The organism is Lentibacillus sp. Marseille-P4043 (assembly GCF_900258515.1).
Classification (GTDB): domain Bacteria; phylum Bacillota; class Bacilli; order Bacillales; family Amphibacillaceae; genus Lentibacillus_C.
In genome coordinates, this window is the sequence record NZ_LT984884.1 from 504921 (window position 1) to 522982 (window position 18062).

The 18062-nt window shown below is 38.4% G+C and carries 18 protein-coding genes and 1 riboswitch; of the genes, 10 read left to right on the forward strand and 8 right to left on the reverse strand.

Annotated features, from left to right (window positions below; all coding sequences use genetic code 11):
- Window positions 1–68 precede the first annotated feature (68 nt).
- Genes tenA through thiE form a run of 4 tightly spaced genes read left to right on the forward strand, consistent with a single transcriptional unit; the run spans window position 69 to window position 2957 of the window.
- Window positions 69–758, forward strand: coding sequence for a thiaminase II (gene tenA / locus C8270_RS02695; protein WP_106495212.1), 690 nt, complete (start codon window positions 69–71; stop codon window positions 756–758).
- The gene (thiD, locus tag C8270_RS02700; protein WP_106495214.1) at window positions 755–1564 is read left to right on the forward strand and encodes a bifunctional hydroxymethylpyrimidine kinase/phosphomethylpyrimidine kinase; all 810 of its coding nucleotides are present in this window, start codon (window positions 755–757) and stop codon (window positions 1562–1564) included. The genes tenA and thiD overlap by 4 nt, the downstream gene beginning before the upstream one ends.
- Complete coding sequence (thiM, locus tag C8270_RS02705; protein WP_106495217.1) at window positions 1561–2328, forward strand: hydroxyethylthiazole kinase; 768 nt, start codon at window positions 1561–1563, stop codon at window positions 2326–2328. Before thiD ends, thiM begins: the two co-directional genes overlap by 4 nt.
- A gap of 47 nt (window positions 2329–2375) precedes the next feature.
- Window positions 2376–2957 (forward strand): thiamine phosphate synthase, encoded by a 582-nt coding sequence (gene thiE / locus C8270_RS02710; protein WP_442785821.1) that lies wholly within the window; start codon window positions 2376–2378, stop codon window positions 2955–2957.
- Window positions 2958–3045: 88 nt separating this feature from the next.
- On the opposite strand, the gene C8270_RS02715 is transcribed toward thiE, so the two are convergent.
- Entirely contained in the window at window positions 3046–3786 is a 741-nt protein-coding gene (locus tag C8270_RS02715) for a MerR family transcriptional regulator (RefSeq protein ID WP_106495222.1), read from the reverse strand.
- 229 nt (window positions 3787–4015) lie between these two features.
- On the opposite strand from C8270_RS02715, the gene C8270_RS02725 reads away from it, so the two are divergent.
- Complete coding sequence (locus C8270_RS02725; RefSeq protein WP_106495224.1) at window positions 4016–4528, forward strand: hypothetical protein; 513 nt, start codon at window positions 4016–4018, stop codon at window positions 4526–4528.
- 95 nt (window positions 4529–4623) lie between these two features.
- The gene (locus C8270_RS02730) at window positions 4624–4809 is read left to right on the forward strand and encodes a hypothetical protein (RefSeq protein WP_106495226.1); all 186 of its coding nucleotides are present in this window, start codon (window positions 4624–4626) and stop codon (window positions 4807–4809) included.
- Window positions 4810–4922: 113 nt separating this feature from the next.
- Here C8270_RS02730 and C8270_RS02735 read toward each other — a convergent pair whose 3' ends face one another.
- From C8270_RS02735 to C8270_RS02745, 3 genes are all read right to left on the reverse strand, one after another.
- Window positions 4923–5753 (reverse strand): squalene/phytoene synthase family protein, encoded by an 831-nt coding sequence (locus C8270_RS02735; RefSeq protein WP_106495229.1) that lies wholly within the window; start codon window positions 5751–5753, stop codon window positions 4923–4925.
- Between the two features lie 141 nt (window positions 5754–5894).
- The gene (locus C8270_RS02740; RefSeq protein WP_106495230.1) at window positions 5895–7448 is read right to left on the reverse strand and encodes a BCCT family transporter; all 1554 of its coding nucleotides are present in this window, start codon (window positions 7446–7448) and stop codon (window positions 5895–5897) included.
- 255 nt (window positions 7449–7703) lie between these two features.
- Window positions 7704–8012, reverse strand: a complete 309-nt coding sequence (locus tag C8270_RS02745) for a DUF3219 family protein (RefSeq protein WP_106495233.1) — start codon at window positions 8010–8012, stop codon at window positions 7704–7706.
- Window positions 8013–8226: 214 nt separating this feature from the next.
- Window positions 8227–8336: riboswitch (SAM riboswitch) on the forward strand.
- Between the two features lie 78 nt (window positions 8337–8414).
- Here C8270_RS02745 and C8270_RS02750 point away from each other — a divergent pair.
- From C8270_RS02750 to C8270_RS02760, 3 genes are all read left to right on the forward strand, one after another.
- On the forward strand, window positions 8415–9461 hold the full coding sequence (locus tag C8270_RS02750) for an LLM class flavin-dependent oxidoreductase (RefSeq protein WP_106495235.1): 1047 nt from the start codon (window positions 8415–8417) through the stop codon (window positions 9459–9461).
- 17 nt (window positions 9462–9478) lie between these two features.
- Window positions 9479–10429 (forward strand): ATP-grasp domain-containing protein, encoded by a 951-nt coding sequence (locus C8270_RS02755; protein WP_106495236.1) that lies wholly within the window; start codon window positions 9479–9481, stop codon window positions 10427–10429.
- Window positions 10430–10719: 290 nt separating this feature from the next.
- The gene (locus tag C8270_RS02760) at window positions 10720–11874 is read left to right on the forward strand and encodes an AI-2E family transporter (RefSeq protein ID WP_106495238.1); all 1155 of its coding nucleotides are present in this window, start codon (window positions 10720–10722) and stop codon (window positions 11872–11874) included.
- 87 nt (window positions 11875–11961) lie between these two features.
- On the opposite strand, the gene C8270_RS02765 is transcribed toward C8270_RS02760, so the two are convergent.
- The 4 genes from C8270_RS02765 to C8270_RS02780 form a co-directional block, all read right to left on the reverse strand.
- A complete protein-coding gene (locus tag C8270_RS02765; RefSeq protein ID WP_106495239.1) occupies window positions 11962–13290 on the reverse strand; it encodes an alpha/beta hydrolase in 1329 nt (442 codons plus the stop codon).
- Between the two features lie 23 nt (window positions 13291–13313).
- Window positions 13314–14426 (reverse strand): DUF1648 domain-containing protein, encoded by a 1113-nt coding sequence (locus C8270_RS02770; protein WP_234028466.1) that lies wholly within the window; start codon window positions 14424–14426, stop codon window positions 13314–13316.
- Complete coding sequence (locus tag C8270_RS02775) at window positions 14423–14821, reverse strand: GntR family transcriptional regulator (protein WP_106495242.1); 399 nt, start codon at window positions 14819–14821, stop codon at window positions 14423–14425. Before C8270_RS02775 ends, C8270_RS02770 begins: the two co-directional genes overlap by 4 nt.
- 211 nt (window positions 14822–15032) lie before the next feature.
- On the reverse strand, window positions 15033–16568 hold the full coding sequence (locus C8270_RS02780) for a methyl-accepting chemotaxis protein (RefSeq protein ID WP_106495244.1): 1536 nt from the start codon (window positions 16566–16568) through the stop codon (window positions 15033–15035).
- A gap of 243 nt (window positions 16569–16811) precedes the next feature.
- On the opposite strand from C8270_RS02780, the gene C8270_RS02785 reads away from it, so the two are divergent.
- Window positions 16812–17981 (forward strand): MFS transporter, encoded by a 1170-nt coding sequence (locus C8270_RS02785; RefSeq protein WP_106495246.1) that lies wholly within the window; start codon window positions 16812–16814, stop codon window positions 17979–17981.
- Window positions 17982–18062 lie beyond the last annotated feature (81 nt).

Sequence of the window (18062 nt, forward strand, 5' to 3'; positions counted from 1 at the left end):
TGTACCTCTCTATTTATCTACTTTTCTATTCCCTTAGTAGCTTCCTAAAAATTCGAGGAGGCATGACAATGACATTTTCACAAAATCTTAGAGAAGAAAATAACGATATTTTTCAAGCAATTTTTAACCATCCATTTGTACAGGGGATCGGCAAAGAAAATGTGCCTAAAAAAGCATTAGCACATTATATTAAAGCAGACTTTGAGTACTTAAACGCATTTATCAACGTTTATGGAATCGCGATATCAAAGGCAAACAATCGTAAAGATATGTCCTTTTTTAACGAACAAATCCGGTTTGTACTGCACAGCGAAATCCATCCTCACCACAACTTTTGTGAGGCAATCGGGGTTGAGTATGACGAGCTTCAAGGGTATCCATTACCACCTACTGCAGATCATTACATGAAACATATGATGTATCATGCACAAATGGGTAGTTTACCTGAAATAATCTGTGCATTACTCCCTTGTCCATGGACATATCTCGAAATTGGTAAGGAATTAATGAAAACATATAAACCATCTAAAAATCATGCGTTTTATCCATGGATTAACTTTTATGCTGAGGAAAGCATGGAAAAAACCACGACAGAAATGCGAACCCGTTTAGATGAATTGGCAGATCAGTCCTCAAGTAAAGATATCGGGCGAATGAAAGAAGCATTCCGCAAAAGCTGCCAATTGGAATTAGCCTTTTGGGATATGGCATACACGTGTGAAGCGTGGCCAGGAGAAAGACTGGTGACACACCAATGACCCAAACACCTTGTGCACTCACAATTGCTGGCACTGATCCAAGTGGTGGGGCAGGCATTCAGGCTGATTTAAAAACATTCCAGGAATTCACATGCTACGGTATGTCTGTGATTACATCAGTTGTTGCGCAAAACACAACTGGCGTCCAGGACGTTCACCATCTCCCTATTAAAATGATTGTGCAACAACTCGATTCCGTTATTTCGGATATCCCATTTCAAGCATTTAAAACGGGAATGATTGCGAATATCGACATAATGGATGCAATAGCCAGGAAGATTTCACATTTATCCGTTCCTTTTGTCATGGACCCTGTAATGGTTGCATCCAGTGGTGATTCATTAATCACAGCAGATGCCCGAGACTATTTGCGTGATGAGCTTCTACCCAGGACAACGTTAGTAACACCAAATGTTCCAGAGGCAGAATATATTATCGGAGAGACTATTAAAACGATCGACGATTTACAACAGGCTGCTGAACAAATCGTGATTAATTACGGTGCTGAAGCTGCCCTCGTTAAGGGAGGTCATTTAGCTGGGGAAGCAACTGACTATTTATATGACGGAAAAGAAATGTACCGCTTCTCTTCTGAACGAATTGAAACAAAAAATATACATGGAACAGGCTGCACGTATTCTGCTGCAATAACGGCATTATTGAGTAAAGGTTTTTCTTTACCAGAATCCGTAAAAAGAGCAAAACATTATGTAACTGCTGCAATCCGCCATTCTTTTTCAATCGGACATGGCAGTGGACCAACAAATCACTGGGCAACACGATTAGAGGAGGTTAACAAGCAATGAACAGTAACATCATTAAAGAGGTTAGGGATAAACGTCCGCTCATTCACCATTTAACGAACCAGGTTGTCATGAACTTTACGGCTAATGGTTTATTATCCTTTGGTGCAACACCGGCCATGGCTAAAGCGGAGGAAGAAGCAGGCGACATGGCATCGATAGCGGATGGAGTACTGATTAACATTGGTACCATCACACCATCTGAGGTTTCCGCCATGATTCAAGCTGGAAAAGCCGCCAACGAAAAGGGAATACCAGTAGTACTTGATCCAGTTGGTGTCGCCTCAACGCCATTTCGGGATGATGCTGTAAAACGAATACTAAGCGTAGTCAAGCCTACAGTTATTAAAGGTAATGCGGGTGAAATGGCCCATCTTGTCCAAATACCTTGGGAGACGAAGGGACCTGACTCCGTTGGTGAGGGAAATACTGCAGAAGTTGCTGCCAAGGTTGCTGAAACTTATCAGACCGCTGCTGTTGTTACCGGGGAGACAGATATTATTTGTACGGGGAACCATTTGGAACAAAATCAGACTGGACACCCATTTCTTACTAAAATTACAGGAGCAGGATGTTTACTCGGTTCAATTTTGGCAGCGTGCCTTACAACCAATGAACCAATCGAACAACAAGCCTTCACCGCTGTAGAATTTTATGGACTGGCTGCCGAATATGCGATCAAATACTCCGAAGTTACTGGTCCTGGAACATTTCTACCTCGTTTCATTGACGCTCTGTCGCTTGAGATTGATGAATTAGGGAGGTGAAGCAGGTGAACCAAACATTTAGCCAGAATTTGAGAAAGTATCTCATTATGGGTAGTCAAAATTGCGAACATGACCCTGTTGAAATACTCCAATCAGCAATTTCAGCTGGAATTACTGCCTTTCAATTCCGTGAAAAAGGCGAAGGGGCATTAAAAGGAAATGAAAAATTGAGATTAGGACATAAACTTCGTGAGGTTTGTACACAATATCATATTCCATTTATTGTTAATGATGATATAGAACTTGTATATTCTCTTGAGGCAGACGGGATTCATGTTGGACAAGAAGATAAATCCGTTGAGGAATTACGTCGGCTTTTTCCTCATAAGATAATTGGACTTTCCGTATCAAATTTGCATGAAGTATCAACAAGTCCTATTCAAATGGTTGACTATATAGGTGCCGGGCCGGTTTTTAATACTACTTCAAAACCAGATGCCAAATTCGCTGTAGGATTAGAGTGGATTACAACATTAAGAGAACGATTTCTCGACTTACCAATCTGCGGTATAGGCGGTATTACAACACAAAACTCTGCATCTGTAATCGAGGCGGGTGCTAATGGTGTAGCTGTTATATCAGCTATAACAAAGGCAAAAAATATTGAAAAAGCAGTGGGAAATTTATAGATTTAAATACGTAACTTTCCAGAAGTGCAAGAAACACAGCACCTTTCCTAAAAGGCGCTGTGTTTCCACATTACTTCCATAGTAAAAGTTATTTCTTATTTTTATCTGCGTAAACCGCCATCGCATCACGCATAAATACAGCTAAGCCTTCGCCGAACTGATCAATATTTTTTGTGAAACGGTCATCTTCAACATACATTTGACCGAGTCCCTTGAATGCATCCAATGAATAGGTACCAACCTTATTCAAATAGTTAAACCTCAGCTCAATATTTTCTTGAGCTATACCTGATTCAGGTGGTTCATGACGAATTTCGGCAAGTTTTCTATACAATGCATTAAACTCATCTTCTAAAGTCTTCTGATCGCCCTTAGACATGTTACCCACTTTTGCATTTGACTCATTGACAGCTTTATCACCCCAGCGATCACGAGCTTCTTGTTCATATGGGTTACGGCTGAAGTCAAAGCCTTCAAATCTTTCTTTAGCTGACATATCAATTTCCCCTTTCGAGTGCTGAATCGTTTTATCAATCGTCGAAATCATTTGGTCAAGACGGCTTCTTTTTTCAAGTAACATTTTACGATGTAACTTTAAAGCCTCTTTCCGATCAAATGATGGACTACTGATTATTTCCTTTATTTTTTTTAAAGGGAAGCCAATTTCTTTAAAAAACAAAATCTGTTGTAATGCTTCCAAATCGCTATCGGAATACAGACGATAGCCAGATTCTGTTGTACTTTCTGGAGTTAGTAATCCAATTTCATCATAATGATGTAGTGTGCGCACACTAATTCCAACTAAATCTGCAACCTCTTTCACCTTCATTGTGACTGGCAACCTCCCTTTAATGATTACTATAAAGTATGACGTAACGTTAGAGTCAACACACAAAGGAAAAATTCTACCAACAAAAAAACACCATCTAAATCATTTAAAAAGTCCAATTGTATTATAAATGCCTATACCAAGCTAGACGATTATCCATACAGTAAAGGGAAAGGTCTTTATGATGTTATCAAAAAGATCATTAAATGATAGGGAGGAAATGATCATAATGAATTACTATCAGCAACCATATAATCAAGTTGATGAAAGGCAGCAATTTAATATTCCAGGACTATTTGATTTTTTCACTGGAGGGGGAAATCAATCGTATTTTCCTGGTGCAGGGCCAGGAGGCAGCCCAGGTTTTCCCGGAGGTGGACACTTTCCCGGAGGACAGCATGGCTTCCCAGGCGGAGAACAATACGGACCCCCTGGTTGGGGACAGCCTAGCTTCCCTGGAGGACAGGGATTTCCTGGGGATGGTCAATCTGCTAGTGCTCCTACAACCCCTCCACCATCTTTTACTCCCGAGAAGCCGCAATTTCAAACATTTGCAGTAGATCCAGGTGCGATTCGCGGATGTCTCTACCGTTTCACATATGTTTGGTTAAATCGGAATTCTTTTTGGTTTTTCCCAGTCTATGTAGGCAGAGATTCAGTCGCAGGTTTTAGATGGTATGGTAATAGGTGGTCCTACTTCGGAGTAGATCTAGACAGAGTTCAGTCTTTTCAATGCTTTTAGACCTGCGAACTAAGCTAACCTTTAGGCTTTAGACAAACGGCCATCCAAACGCAATCCCTCTTTGCCACATAATCTAAAGGGAAGGAGGGATTACCATGTATCAATTAGCTTTACTGTATTTAGCTTGTGTTTTAGCCGGGTTCGGACTAGCTAACCTTCCAACTTCAGCTGTTATAACCCCTGAAATAGCTAATTTTTTCGAGGTGATTGGCGGAATATCCATGGCTGTATTTGCCATAGCCGTACTATATCTCGGAGTCAAAACCCTATTTCGAAAATAAATCGAGTGACGAGGCTGATAACCATAGCCTCGTTTCTCATACTTAGCTGAAATATCTAGTTCTATTTACTCGCATGTAAGAAGCCACTATTCATGATGAACAGTGGCTTCTCTTTATTCATTCTTTATTTCTTCAACAATCGTTTCTACTTCATTACGGGAAATTTTTTCTCTGCCACCTTGTAATGCTTTTACCGTTTTTTTCGCTAGCGCAAGTGGAATCCTGCAAAACAATAAAATATTCCGAGTTGAAATATCCTTCATGTACGCATCAGCATAAGCAAGGTTTTTCTCTGTATACTCGAACAAATCGGCCCTTGTCCAACCATCTGGAACAAAATGCACCCCGCGTTCACTATCTTCTTCTTGGTTACGCAAAATATTAACAGCTTGCAAACCCCTGCCGTACCCAATAGCTAATTCACGGTCTGTAGTTGTTCCATCATACCACTCCCATATATCGGAAAGCATGACACCGACTAATCCTGCAACATAATAGGTATAGTTATCTAAATCCTCTTTATCTTTAATATACCAATCTTTTTCTGCCCAATCCGCCATTCCGGCTGCCATTACACTTGTTGATTCCTTTATTTTGTCAACTATTTCTGGTGGACAAACCGTAATCCATTCGCCAAGTCTAATTGTTACTTCAGGTAAAAGTGATTTATATGGATCTAGTAATTGACTATATGCATCATTATCAAATTTACGTTTCAACAATTCACTTGTAGAGCGCAATAGATGTTGCTTGGTTTCCGAATCCAATTGTTCATGATCTTCAATTTCATCAACTGCTCGCATGCATAAGTAAGCCGATGCGACCGTCCTCTTCAAGGTTGGTTTCAAAAGACTAATTGGTATATAGAAGGTTCTACTTGTTAATTTCAGTACATGCATTGCTTCTTTTTGTAAATTTTTAACGCCCTGACTCAAGCGGTTCATCCTCCTTTTGTAAACCATGAGGTATATTAAGTATAACAAAAAATTCACATGATTTATATACTTATGGGTTGGGGATCTCCTTTTTATTCTGCACAAAAACGGGGACTTCTCCTCCGAACAAGAAAAGTACCCCGTTATTTTTTAATCGTCTTCTTTAACAAGTAAAGGTTTCTTGCCTTCACGTTCCCATGCTATGTTTTGCATAATCGCCATCTCTTTTACTATTTTTGGCGCTAACCAAAGCGGTGGCAGTAACAGTAAAGATACGGGTACAGCCGTAATGACGATCATATTCTGAATCGCCGTAATCGATCCTTCCCCGATTACGAGTAGCACCATAGAAAATAGACCGAACAAAATCGCCCAAAATACACGCAGCCAACGATATGGGTGGTCAGTTCCCGTAATAGAGACAGCAGTAGTATAGGACATCGTGTCAACTGTTGTTGCGACAAATACAATGGTTACAATTAAAAACCCAATTGCCATAATAAGACCGATCGGCAGTTGATCCATAATCGCCATAACCGCAGCTGGCATGCCCGCCTCATTTAATGCGGTAGAAATAGATCCAGGGTTCTCTGATTCAAAGAACACACCTGTCCCACCTACTACAGAAAACCAGAAGTTACTCACAATTGGTGCAACAATTGAAACGGCAAGCACCAATTCGCGTACCGTTCTACCTGTTGAAATCCGACTAATAAAAATCGCCATCATTGGGCCATAGCCAAGAAACCATCCCCAGAAAAAAACGGTCCAAGCACCAAGCCAGGCTTCATCACCACGGTACAATGACATCGTGAAGAAATTTTGTAAATAAAAGCCTTCTCCGGAAACAAAAGCATCAATAATAAACATGGTTGGCCCAATAATAAGTACAACTGCAGCTAACAAAATAGTTAAACCTATATTGATGCGACTTAATAGTAATATCCCTCGATCAACACCAGTTGCCGCAGAAATAGCAGCGATCATCGATAATACTAGTACAATAATAATGCTAGTCGTTAACACATTGGGAATACCAAATAAATCATGTAATCCATAGCTTACCTGCAGACCTAGAAATCCTATAGGTCCAAGTGTTCCTGCCGCTACTGCTATAATCGAGATGATATCAGCGAGTGAACCAAGAATACTTTTATGATAAACTTTTTCTCCGAAGATCGGATATAAGATTGCTCGAGGTTTTAGCGGTTGCCCTTTAACATAATGCACATACATCATCACAATGGTTGATAACGTTCCAAGTATGGCCCACGCTACAAATCCCCAATCCATAAAGGCCTGTGCAAATGCAGCCGGGATATCGCCCGATCCTTCACCGAATAACGGTGGGGTGGTCATATAATGATACATTGGCTCAGCCGCCGCCCAAAAGACTCCCCCACTTGCCAGTAAAGTGCAAAGAATCATAGAAATCCATTTAAAATAATTGTATTTCGGTGCGGATTGATTCCCTAAACGAACCCTTCCATACTTTGAAAAGACAAAATAAATTCCAATTACAAAGTTCCCCAATAACAGTACTTGCCAATAGGCTCCAAAATACTTCGCAGACCAATTAAATAATTTTACAATCGTATCGCCCACCATTGTGCTGTTAATGAAAGATAACACAATAAATAAAATTACAAATCCTCCACTTATTAAAAATACTGTCCAATCTGTTTTATTCTCTTTTTCGTACACGCTTTTCCTCCTAATTGATTAGGAGCAAGTGTCGATAAGTGCGTGTTCAACATGTTAGCTGGTAACTTTTGAACAACCTCTATCATATTTCCACACAGACCGATGGATGGAAGATAATAACCAAACTACAATTATGAAAAACCACCGACTTGCCCTTTTATAAATAACACATAGTTGACCATTATAGGGATGTTGATGGGATCCGTCAAATATAGAAAATTGCTTGTTTACAACAAATTAACTGTTACGTTGTATTCAGTTAAGCTCTGATTTCTCCTTTAATTCCAATGCAAAGTCACCAACAGCACCATCTTCATAGAGGTTTGTGATTGACGTTGAATAGGAGTAAATGGTTGCGGGAAATTCAAGATTTTTTTCTGGAACTTTCACATGGAAATCATTGGCATATAGCAAGGTTGTAATTTCGTGGTAGTCACTGCTGTTGACTTTAAAATCAAATCCTACTTTAAGTAATTCTTTGCCCCTAGATTTATTTATAACTGTATCTACGTAAAAATTGTCCACATTAATTGTCCTATTATTTATGATCACTTTTTGATTCATTATTTTTGCCACCCTTCTTAAAATCTAATTAAATTCTAGCAGTTGAATTTAGTTATTTCTATTGTTATTGCTTCTGTGTTTCTTTTAATCCTCGTTAATGAACCGGCCGAATAAAGGGGCAACATCCTTCATAGTCCCTTGACGAGTGAAATTTCACTTAATTGATTGCTTCAATTCATAGTTATCTGGTATGATTACTTTAGTTTAATACATATTCTTATTATGAGTGGTGGAGGGAAATGGCCCGAAGAAACCCGGCAACCCACTGATGAAAGTCAGGAAGGTGCTAATTCCAGCAGAGTTGAATGCTCTGAAAGATAAGAAGGAAGCCAGACAAAAACTTCTTCTTATCGAAGAAGTTTTTTTGATTCAAATTTTAATAACAAAAAGGAGAGGATTTGAATGAAATACGGGTTTTGGTTACCTATTTTTGGTGGATGGTTACGAAATGTGGAGGATGAAAATATGCCTCCGACCTTTGATTATGCAAAGGAGGTAATTCAATCAGCAGAAAAATGGGGATATGATACAACATTAATTGCTGAATTATACTTGAATGATATAAAAGGTGTTGAGCATGATGCACTAGAGGCATGGTCAACAGCAGCGGCACTTGCTGCAGTTACAGAAAAGATTGAAATTATGGCAGCGATACGACCTGTATTCCATAATCCAGCAGTAACTGCAAAAATGACTGCTAATATTGATCATATTTCGAATGGTCGCTTTACTTTAAATGTAGTCTCCGGCTGGTGGGAAGGTGAAGCGCGTCAATATGGTGGGGAATTCACGGCACACGATGAACGCTATGATCGTACAGAGGAATTTTTGGACATCATGAAAGGTTTATGGACAGAAAAAACGCTCAGTTATAAAGGCAAATTTTATGAAATCACAGATACACACTTAGAACCGAAACCCGTGCAACGTCCGAATCCTGTTCTCTATGCAGGTGGAGAGAGCCCACGTGGAAAACAAGCGATCGTGAATACATGTGATGCTTATGTAATGCATGGAGGAACAGTTGAGGAGATTTCCAGTAAAATCACGGATATGCAAACACGTCGTGCAGAGGCTGGTAAATCACCATTTCAATCATTCGGTATGTCTGCTTATATTATTTGTCGGGACAGCGAAGAAGAGGCATTAGCAGAGTGGCAGCGAATTACCGATGTGAAAAATACAGAGGGTTACGCGGGATACCAAGACTTTATAAACAAATCCGAGCTTGAACAGCAAGTGAAATTAAACGATTATTCCGTTTCAAATCGAGGGTTACGTCCAAATTTAATTGGAACTCCTGAACAAATTGCTGAGCGTATAATTGCTTATGAGAATGTTGGGGTTGATCTCTTGCTCCTTCAGTTCTCACCTCAATTAGAAGAAATGGAACGATTTTCAAAACAAGTGATGCCACTAGTTAACGAAAAACGTAAACAACAAGTTTAAATAGGAGGTCTCATCATATGTCGGGAAAGATTTACGTGATTCATGAAAATAGTGAATGGACTGCACATTTAGCAAAACGCTTAGATGAACTGGGGTTACCTTATGAAGAGTGGCATTTGAATGAAGGAACAATTGATTTATCTACCATCCCTCCTGAAGGTGTTTTTTACAGCAGGATGAGTGCATCGTCCCATACAAGAGGTCATCGCTTTGCACCAGAATTAACGGAAGCAGTATTATCCTGGCTTGAGCGTCACGGTCGTAATGTGATAAACGGGAACCGAGCGTTAAGGCTTGAGGTCAGCAAAGTTAACCAATACATGGCATTAGATGCCGCTGGAATTCGCACACCAAAAACCATTGCTGCCGTTGGTAAAGAGCAGATCATTCAAGCCGCCAAAGATGCAGGATTAACTTCTTTTATAACAAAACATAATCGCGCGGGGAAAGGGCTTGGCGTACAACTATTCCATTCCCTCAAAGCATTACAAGAATATGTTTACGGTCCAACATTTGAACCTTCTATCGATGGCGTTACACTTATTCAAGAATATATTGAGGCGCCTGCACCGTATATTACACGTTGTGAGTTTGTTGGCGGAAAATTTGTTTATGCAGTCAGAGTGGACACATCAGAAGGGTTTGAGCTTTGCCCTGCAGACGCCTGCACGATTGATGATTTATTTTGCCCTGTTGGCGAGGAACAATCAGAAAAGCCAAAGTTCCAAATCATAGAGGACTTTAATGACCCTATTATCGAAAAATATGAAGCATTTCTAAGGCAAAACAACATCCAAGTAGCTGGAATTGAATTCATCTATAATCAGTACGGAGAAATATATACCTATGATATCAACACAAATACAAACTATAACTCCGATGCTGAAGCGTTAGCTGGCAAATATGGTATGCTTGAATTGGCGAAATACTTGGGTAGCCAATTAAATGTAAAATCAATGACCTACTGATTGATTTCCAAACTTGATGATAGAAAACAGTGAAACAAAAATCCCGTGTAGTTCGTATACTCTTATTACGACACTGCGCGGTTTTTTTTAGGAGGGTAATAAAAGTATAAAACCTGGCTCTAATTTGTTCTCAGACAAGGACAAGCCACGTCTCAGCACAAGTGCTAAAGTCATAAGGAGACTTCCCTACCTTCGTCCGATAAGTCAACATCGGTTCGCTTCCGCTTTTGTTATTATGGAATTTTTAACTGATTTCATCTATAATACGGTTAATGAGAAAGGGGAGCCATATGAAAACAGCGAGTCGATTTATGAAATTTATTGGCGGTCGCGATTTATTTTTTGGGGTAATCCTATTAATACTTATTGGTATTACTATATATATTTATGACAAAATATCATTTATTTTCAATCCCATCATCATCATTTTTTCAACAATTGTACCACCAATTATCCTGGCTTTTATTGTCTTTTATTTATTAAATCCGATTGTAAATCTTTTAGAGCGTCTACATATTAAGCGAATCTGGGGAATTCTCATTATCATACTTGGTATTAGTGGTTTATTAACAGGGATTACCCTTCTTTCCGCACCGGCAATTGAGTCACAAGTAAAAGATTTAGCAAACAATTTCCCAAACTACTTGCGACAAATGGGAGACGGAATTAAATCATGGTTCCAACATTCCTTTTTAGGTCCCTATTATGAGGAAGGATATAATTGGCTTACATCCTATTTAAGTGATTTGCCAAGTAAAATCGGCAATTACCTTGGCGGCGCAGTTGAAGGAATACGTAATGTTGCTAGTACACTTACAAATGTCGTAGTTGTCATTTTTACATTTCCATTTATTTTATTTTTCCTATTAAAAGACGGTAAAAGGTTTAAAGCATATTGTTTAAAATTAATACCTCCTAAATATAGAGATGACGCAAATAAAATAATTCACAACATGGATGTTCAAGTAGGCTCCTATATTCAGGGGCAAATCATTGTTGCTACATGTATCGGAATTCTTTTATTTATTGGCTATTTAATTATCGGCCTAAAATATGCGATTACATTAGCAATTATTGCCGCGGTAACAAGTGTTGTACCTTACCTAGGACCAATTATTGCCATATCTCCAGCAATTATTATCGCAATTGTCGAATCACCTTTTATGCTTTTAAAATTAGCGATTGTTTGGGCAGTGGTTCAATTTTTAGAAGGCCATTTTATTTCCCCAAACATCATGGGAAGAACAATGAAAATTCATCCGCTAACGATTATTTTTGTACTGTTATCAGCAGGAAATTTATTTGGGATTGTCGGGGTTATCCTCGGTATTCCAGGTTACGCTATCGTAAAAGTAATTGTTGTTTACTTATTCGGGAAATTTAAATCGCGCTATAACCGTTATTATGGTGAGGAATATGGAGCGTATCAAAAAGAAGAAAACTAAAAGGGGGCTTCCCCGTTGCTTCGGGGAGCCGCCTTTTCTATTGGCTGTTTTCGTGTGATTATTGCTTTCTGCCCGGCAACAGCATTTTTATTTTACAACGATGTCATGTTCACCTAGAAATTCGATGATCCCTTCCAGGAAGCCCTCTGCTAATGAGAGTGATGGGTCGGAATATGCAGCCATGTTACCTTCTCTATCTGTCGGAGCTTCTTTTAATACATGATTCATTTTGTCGATCAAAAGAGTTGTAGCATCTGGTTTCGCTTCAGCAAGTCTTTTTGCATCATCAACAGGCACTTGTAAATCGTTTTTTCCATTTACAATTAATGATGGAATACCAAGTTGTTTTATTTCGTCAGTTGGATTATATTGCATCCACGAAATTAAAAATGGTTGAACACTTGGTCTAAAAATACTTAGTAATTCGTTGCTTACGTTATTGACAATTCCCCCTTGCTTCAACTGCTCCAAGATGGCCTGGCTTTCCTCATACAAATTATCAGGTAACGTTTTTATCTGCTCTATTAAAACCTGATCAATGGAACGACCTGCACCAGCAAGCGAAATAAATGCACTCACATCAGAGTTCTCCGCAGCCATCATCCCAACAAGCGACCCTTGACTATGACCAATCACAATGACATCTGTAAATCGGTCATCTTGTTTTAGCTTTGTTATCCATTGTTTTGCATCGGTAACAAATTGATCAAATCGCATATCTTCTTCCGCTATTGTGGCCTCAATATTTTTCCCTGCACCGCGTTTATCATAACGTAAACTTGCGATTCCATTGTCAGCTAATCCTTCGGCAAGAAGCTGCAAACTATTATTTTTACCAGGTAACCCCAATGCATTTCCATTGCGGTCGGTTGGTCCGGAACCTGGAATGATTAGAGCAACAGGAGATTTATCTTCTTTCTTTGGAACTAGGATGGAACCGTACAGTACACCACTATTTGTTTGAATTGAAAGGAAATCCTCATTCTCTTGCCCTGATTCCGCTTGGTTATTTGTTGCACCCTTTTCAACTACAAAGGGGAAACTTTGGCCATTTTGTGTAAATATCCCGCGTAACTCATTCGATTCCAATGTCCCTTCAAAGTTTATACTCTGACCAGGTAGTGGCATCATAAACGAAACCTTATTACTCTTCAGCACAATATCAGATAAAGGAATATTTTCAACGTTTTGTATTGGAATACTAATTGTTCCATTCCTTTCTTCACCTTCAGAAAAATTCAGAATGATTTCTAAAGGCTGGCCCGGTGTTTCGATTTGACCTTTCCATGTACCGGCTATATTGGCCATCATAACATTATCTTTCGTTTGATCTTCATCCTTTTTCATATTATCATCGCACCCCATTGTCATAAAAGTTATTAAAATAACGGCAATCCCTTTTAATAATCTTTTCATTAAATCCTTCCTTTTATGAAGTACTAGACCCCTAGTAATATAGGCAACCCAACTGCTATACCGATAATCGCGATAAGTATGATCCATGATAATGGATGGGCCCAATTATTGGTCCAACCTACTCCAAACCGTTTTTCTAAAAACAACGCCGGATCATTTTTGTTAAAGTAAAATTGTCCAAGCTTCCAATACCGGTCATCATCGCGATCAATCATTGTTCCGTCTTCACCTTTACCCATTTTTACTCTGCTTCCACCTTGGCCAGTTGTTACCGATAAAACGATAGCCCCTATCACAATGGCAAATGTTAGTACTAGCGGTACAATCATAAGCACTTGTTGGTTAATCGGATAAATATAGGAAAGTTGCAGCAAAGAAAACATAAGGATTAACATGATTCCAGAAATAATCGTAAATGCTGACCATCTTCTTCTAAATGTAATATTTTGTCTCATTGACTTCTCTGGATTCTCCGCACTTACCTGTTGTTTAGCTTTACTGATAATGGTATTTATAAGCAGAAAAAGCAACGTTAAATATACTTGCATGATCGGCATAAAGAGAACGGATCGATATGATTTATCCGCATAATTAGTCACTTCCCCAGAAAAGTTATATTGCATCGGGATCCTATCTGGAATTTGCTGATAAGCATTTAGCATCATAATCATCGTAACGATAGCAACTGTAAATGGCAGCAAAAACCATAGATTAGAAAACGTAATCTTTTGCTTGTGGAATCCTGTATCAACAACAACAAGCTGTGATTTTTCTCCTGACCAGTTTTCTTCTCCTTTCCGTAATTTCATTTTGTTATGGTATCGTAAGTAAACGAAAAACCCAAACACGATATAAATTAAAATGAAACAACTAAACAAAATACTGAGTGCATTTTCACTTGCTTTAATCATAGTTGACAGTAGTAAAAACACACCTAATACTACAACACTAAGCATTCCCATAATAATCGTATATTGTTTACGCATCGCTTTGATTTCGAAATGATGATACACTTTTTCCGGGATGGAAACCCCAAAACTTTCTGTTCTTCTGGTCCAATATGGGATAAACATAAACGATATGAACACTGGTATCATAATTGCAATTAATAAGAAAATCCCTATATTCATGTTCATTTTTTCTCACCCTCTCCCTCATGAAATTCCATAAATAATTGACTACAATAATGGATAAATTCCTGTTCACTGATTCCTCGACAAACTGATTCAGCAATCAATGGATGTAATGTGGTCTTTAACCCGTTCCGATAATCCTCGTCCGCCTGTGGTATGCCATCTGGGTTTACAACGACTCCTTTTTGCCGATGTATCAAAATAAATCCTTCCTGTTTCAGTTGCTGATACGCCTTGTTTACTGTGTGAAGATTGATTCCGATATCTGCCGCCAAAGCTCGAACAGATGGCAGGCCCTCACCCGCTTTAAGCTCAGTTTTAGCAATACCCGCAATAATTTGATGCTTTAATTGCGTATAAATTGGTTCATTTGATTCGAAATCCAACTTTATATACACATCTAATCATACTCCTTTTGTGATATCTGTTATACATATAATATAACAGATAAACAACACCGTCAATATAAATATAAAATTAGTGCTCATTTCTCAAATGAAAAATAAGCACTAATCTGCAATTAACTTTTAAAATTAGAGCAGGAAGTACAGCGTTTAATTCATTCTAATAAACGAAAAGACACGAGTGTAGACTCGTGTCTTTTGTTCGCTAGCTTTTGAGTTTGTTAATGATATCCTCCAATTCTGTTGTTAAATCATTCAATTCCTTGGATACATCAAATGTCGTTTCAGTTAGCTTATACTGCTGATCTGTCGATTTGATACCTTCTTTCGTTCCAGCGACAGATTGCTGCACAGATTGAGAAATGGTCTTCATTGTCTTGTTTACCTTTCCTGATGAAGAAGTCAAATCCTCTGTCAACGTTGAGACGCCTTGAATTTGCGATGCTACTTCATTTGATACCTCGGAAATATGAGAGAATACTTCGTTTGAATTTTGGGCTATTTTCAATCCTTCTGTAGTTGAATCTTTTACATTTTTCATTGATTGAACTGATTCGTCTGATTCCTTTAACATTTCCTCAATAATTCCTGAAATATTTTTCGATGATTCCAATGACTGTTCGGCTAAGCTTCTTACTTCATCAGCTACAACTGCAAATCCCTTCCCATACTCACCAGCCCTTGCTGATTCAATGGAGGCATTTAGCGCTAATAGATTGGTCTGATCTGCTATATCTGAGATCACTCCAACAATTCCTTCAATAGATTGGGAACGTTGGTGAAGTTCTTTAATCGTAGAGTAGGAATCGTCAACATCTGCATTAATTTCTTTCATCTGTGCCAATAGGTCTTCAATTAAGCTGCTTCCATAATTAGCTTTCTCTGCAGATGAGCTAGAGTTTTGGGAAACTGTTTGCGCTGTGTGGTTAATATGTTGAATCCCATTATCTATTTCAGAATTCACATCTATATTATCCTGAATGATTTCTAGTTGTTGTTCGGTACCACTTGCAACTTCCTCCATAGAACTGGCTAATTGCGCACTTGCATTATGTGATTGTTTTGCATTGCCTGAAAGTGTATCTGAAACCTTTGAAATTTGACTAGAAGTAATTGATAAGCGACCAACGATCTCATTGATAATATTCCTTCGCTGTTCTTGCTGTTTTTGTTTGTAAAAGTTTTCTATCCTCTTGCCACTATACACCTGCCAGCTAACCGCACTCGATGTGAGAACTAAAAATATAACATGCCAGATAAACATTGAAAACATATAGTGCTCTACACCAAATACCAATTCTGGAAAAATAAGCAGCCCAAGTATATGTTGAATAGCAAAGATTATCGTCATCATCAGTATTAATTTAATATCTTGATAATAACCTAAAGCAGCAACTACCATAAATATGCTAAAGTGAAATTCTACTCTACCACTCCCCCCGGAGATAATCGCAATACTTCCAAAAGTTAGCGCCAACGTTAACAAAACGGGAATGTATTGACGTTCTTTACCTTTGACATAAAAAAATAGGCTTACTAGAAAGAATAAAATAGGTAATAACAATAATACATTTTGCGCTAAACCAAATTGGGCTTCAATCTCATGTGAACTAACAAATCTGCCACCACCATGAGAATAATTAAATAAATGAAAATACCTGCCTAAAATATTTACTACAATTGCTAAAACGATAACCCCACCAGCTATATAGTGCATTAGTTTATCTCTTTCTCTTTTCATTGTTTACTACTCCTTCTTTTAACTAGAAATTTCATACCTTCCTAACAATCTATTTCGGAAAAGCCATAGTTTCCATGTACTCATGGTCACATTTCCCCTTATTATCGACAAAAATTACCAAATGTTTTAGATATATTGTTATAAAATTTTGGCGAAAGAAAAACTATTACCCCATTTATGCTTGTCTTTCATTCCATTAAAAATTATTATTGTAATGGTACACAACAGAGAGGAAGCATAAATATGAACAAACGTGTTTATTTCTTAATGATCATTGCCTTTGTTATTGGGATGGTTGAATTAATTATTGGGGGAATATTGGATTTAATAGCAGAGGATTTAAATGTCAGTCTTGGACAGGCCGGCTTTTTAATTACCATATTTTCACTGATCTTTGCTATTGTTTCACCAATATTATTAATTTTAACAGCGAAAATAGAACGGAAACGCTTAACATTAATTTCTTTAATCATATTTTTACTGGGAAACATCATAACAGTTTTCAGCCCATCTTATAGCATACTGTTTACCGGACGGGTCATATCTGCAACAAGTGGAGGGTTACTGATCATATTATGTTTAACAATGGCTCCAAGTATTGTTGACCCCAAATATCGTGGACGGGCAATCGGAATTGTTTCCATGGGCGTCAGCGCCTCACTTGTGTTAGGTATCCCAATTGGATTAGTATTAGGTAACGCTTTTGGCTGGCGGGCACCTTTTATACTTATTAGCGTGTTAACTGCTTTTTCAATTGCAGCTGTCTATTTCTTTATGGATAGGATTAAGCCAAAACCATCAATCCCAATTGGCCAGCAGTTAGCAACATTAAAAAACAAAAAAATATTTTTCGCACAAGCTACAACATTTCTTTTCTTAGCAGGACACACAACCTTATATGCTTATTTGACCCCCTTTGTAAAAACAACTATGGGGCTTGAGGGAACATGGATAAGTATCATCTATCTAATTTTCGGCATAGCAGCAGTAAGTGGTGGAGGATTTGGTGGTACATTGGCAGATGTAATGGGGACAAAGCGAACGATCATCACAGCTATTATTGTGTTTGGATTTGCGATCTTCACAATCCCATATACTACATTTTCCGTACCGGTATTCCTGGTTGTCATGGTCATTTGGGGTGCAATGAGCTGGGCTATTTCGCCAGCTATGCAAAGCTATCTTATCGAAACATCCCCAGAGACTTCTGACATACAGCAGAGCCTGAACAATTCAGCACTACATCTTGGTATCGCAATCGGTTCACTAATCGGCGGAGTAGTCATCGAACAGGCATCAGTTGAACAAAATCCAACCATTGGGGGATTACTCGTAATTGTCGCGCTAGGCACAGCATTGTTTTCTATGTACGGAGGTTTTTCTATATCCAAATACAAAAAGACACGAGCATAGCTCATGTCTTTTTATAGTTGATCCATTAATCTCAATTTTACTTTTCAAACTAACTTGCTGCATAAAAATTCAATTAGCGAG

Excerpts from the sequence above, each read along its gene's own strand:
- thiD (WP_106495214.1), top strand. The coding sequence starts at position 755 with ATGACCCAAACACCTTGTGCACTCACAATTGCTGGCACTGATCCAAGT.
- C8270_RS02725 (WP_106495224.1), top strand. The coding sequence starts at position 4,016 with ATGAATTACTATCAGCAACCATATAATCAAGTTGATGAAAGGCAGCAA.
- C8270_RS02735 (WP_106495229.1), bottom strand. The coding sequence starts at position 5,753 with ATGAACCGCTTGAGTCAGGGCGTTAAAAATTTACAAAAAGAAGCAATG.
- C8270_RS02750 (WP_106495235.1), top strand. The coding sequence starts at position 8,415 with ATGAAATACGGGTTTTGGTTACCTATTTTTGGTGGATGGTTACGAAAT.
- C8270_RS02755 (WP_106495236.1), top strand. The coding sequence starts at position 9,479 with ATGTCGGGAAAGATTTACGTGATTCATGAAAATAGTGAATGGACTGCA.
- C8270_RS02765 (WP_106495239.1), bottom strand. The coding sequence starts at position 13,290 with ATGAAAAGATTATTAAAAGGGATTGCCGTTATTTTAATAACTTTTATG.
- C8270_RS02780 (WP_106495244.1), bottom strand. The coding sequence starts at position 16,568 with ATGAAAAGAGAAAGAGATAAACTAATGCACTATATAGCTGGTGGGGTT.
- tenA (WP_106495212.1), top strand. The coding sequence starts at position 69 with ATGACATTTTCACAAAATCTTAGAGAAGAAAATAACGATATTTTTCAA.
- C8270_RS02770 (WP_234028466.1), bottom strand. The coding sequence starts at position 14,426 with ATGAACATGAATATAGGGATTTTCTTATTAATTGCAATTATGATACCA.
- thiM (WP_106495217.1), top strand. The coding sequence starts at position 1,561 with ATGAACAGTAACATCATTAAAGAGGTTAGGGATAAACGTCCGCTCATT.
- C8270_RS02745 (WP_106495233.1), bottom strand. The coding sequence starts at position 8,012 with ATGAATCAAAAAGTGATCATAAATAATAGGACAATTAATGTGGACAAT.
- C8270_RS02785 (WP_106495246.1), top strand. The coding sequence starts at position 16,812 with ATGAACAAACGTGTTTATTTCTTAATGATCATTGCCTTTGTTATTGGG.
- C8270_RS02760 (WP_106495238.1), top strand. The coding sequence starts at position 10,720 with ATGAAAACAGCGAGTCGATTTATGAAATTTATTGGCGGTCGCGATTTA.
- C8270_RS02730 (WP_106495226.1), top strand. The coding sequence starts at position 4,624 with ATGTATCAATTAGCTTTACTGTATTTAGCTTGTGTTTTAGCCGGGTTC.
- C8270_RS02715 (WP_106495222.1), bottom strand. The coding sequence starts at position 3,786 with ATGAAGGTGAAAGAGGTTGCAGATTTAGTTGGAATTAGTGTGCGCACA.
- thiE (WP_442785821.1), top strand. The coding sequence starts at position 2,376 with ATGGGTAGTCAAAATTGCGAACATGACCCTGTTGAAATACTCCAATCA.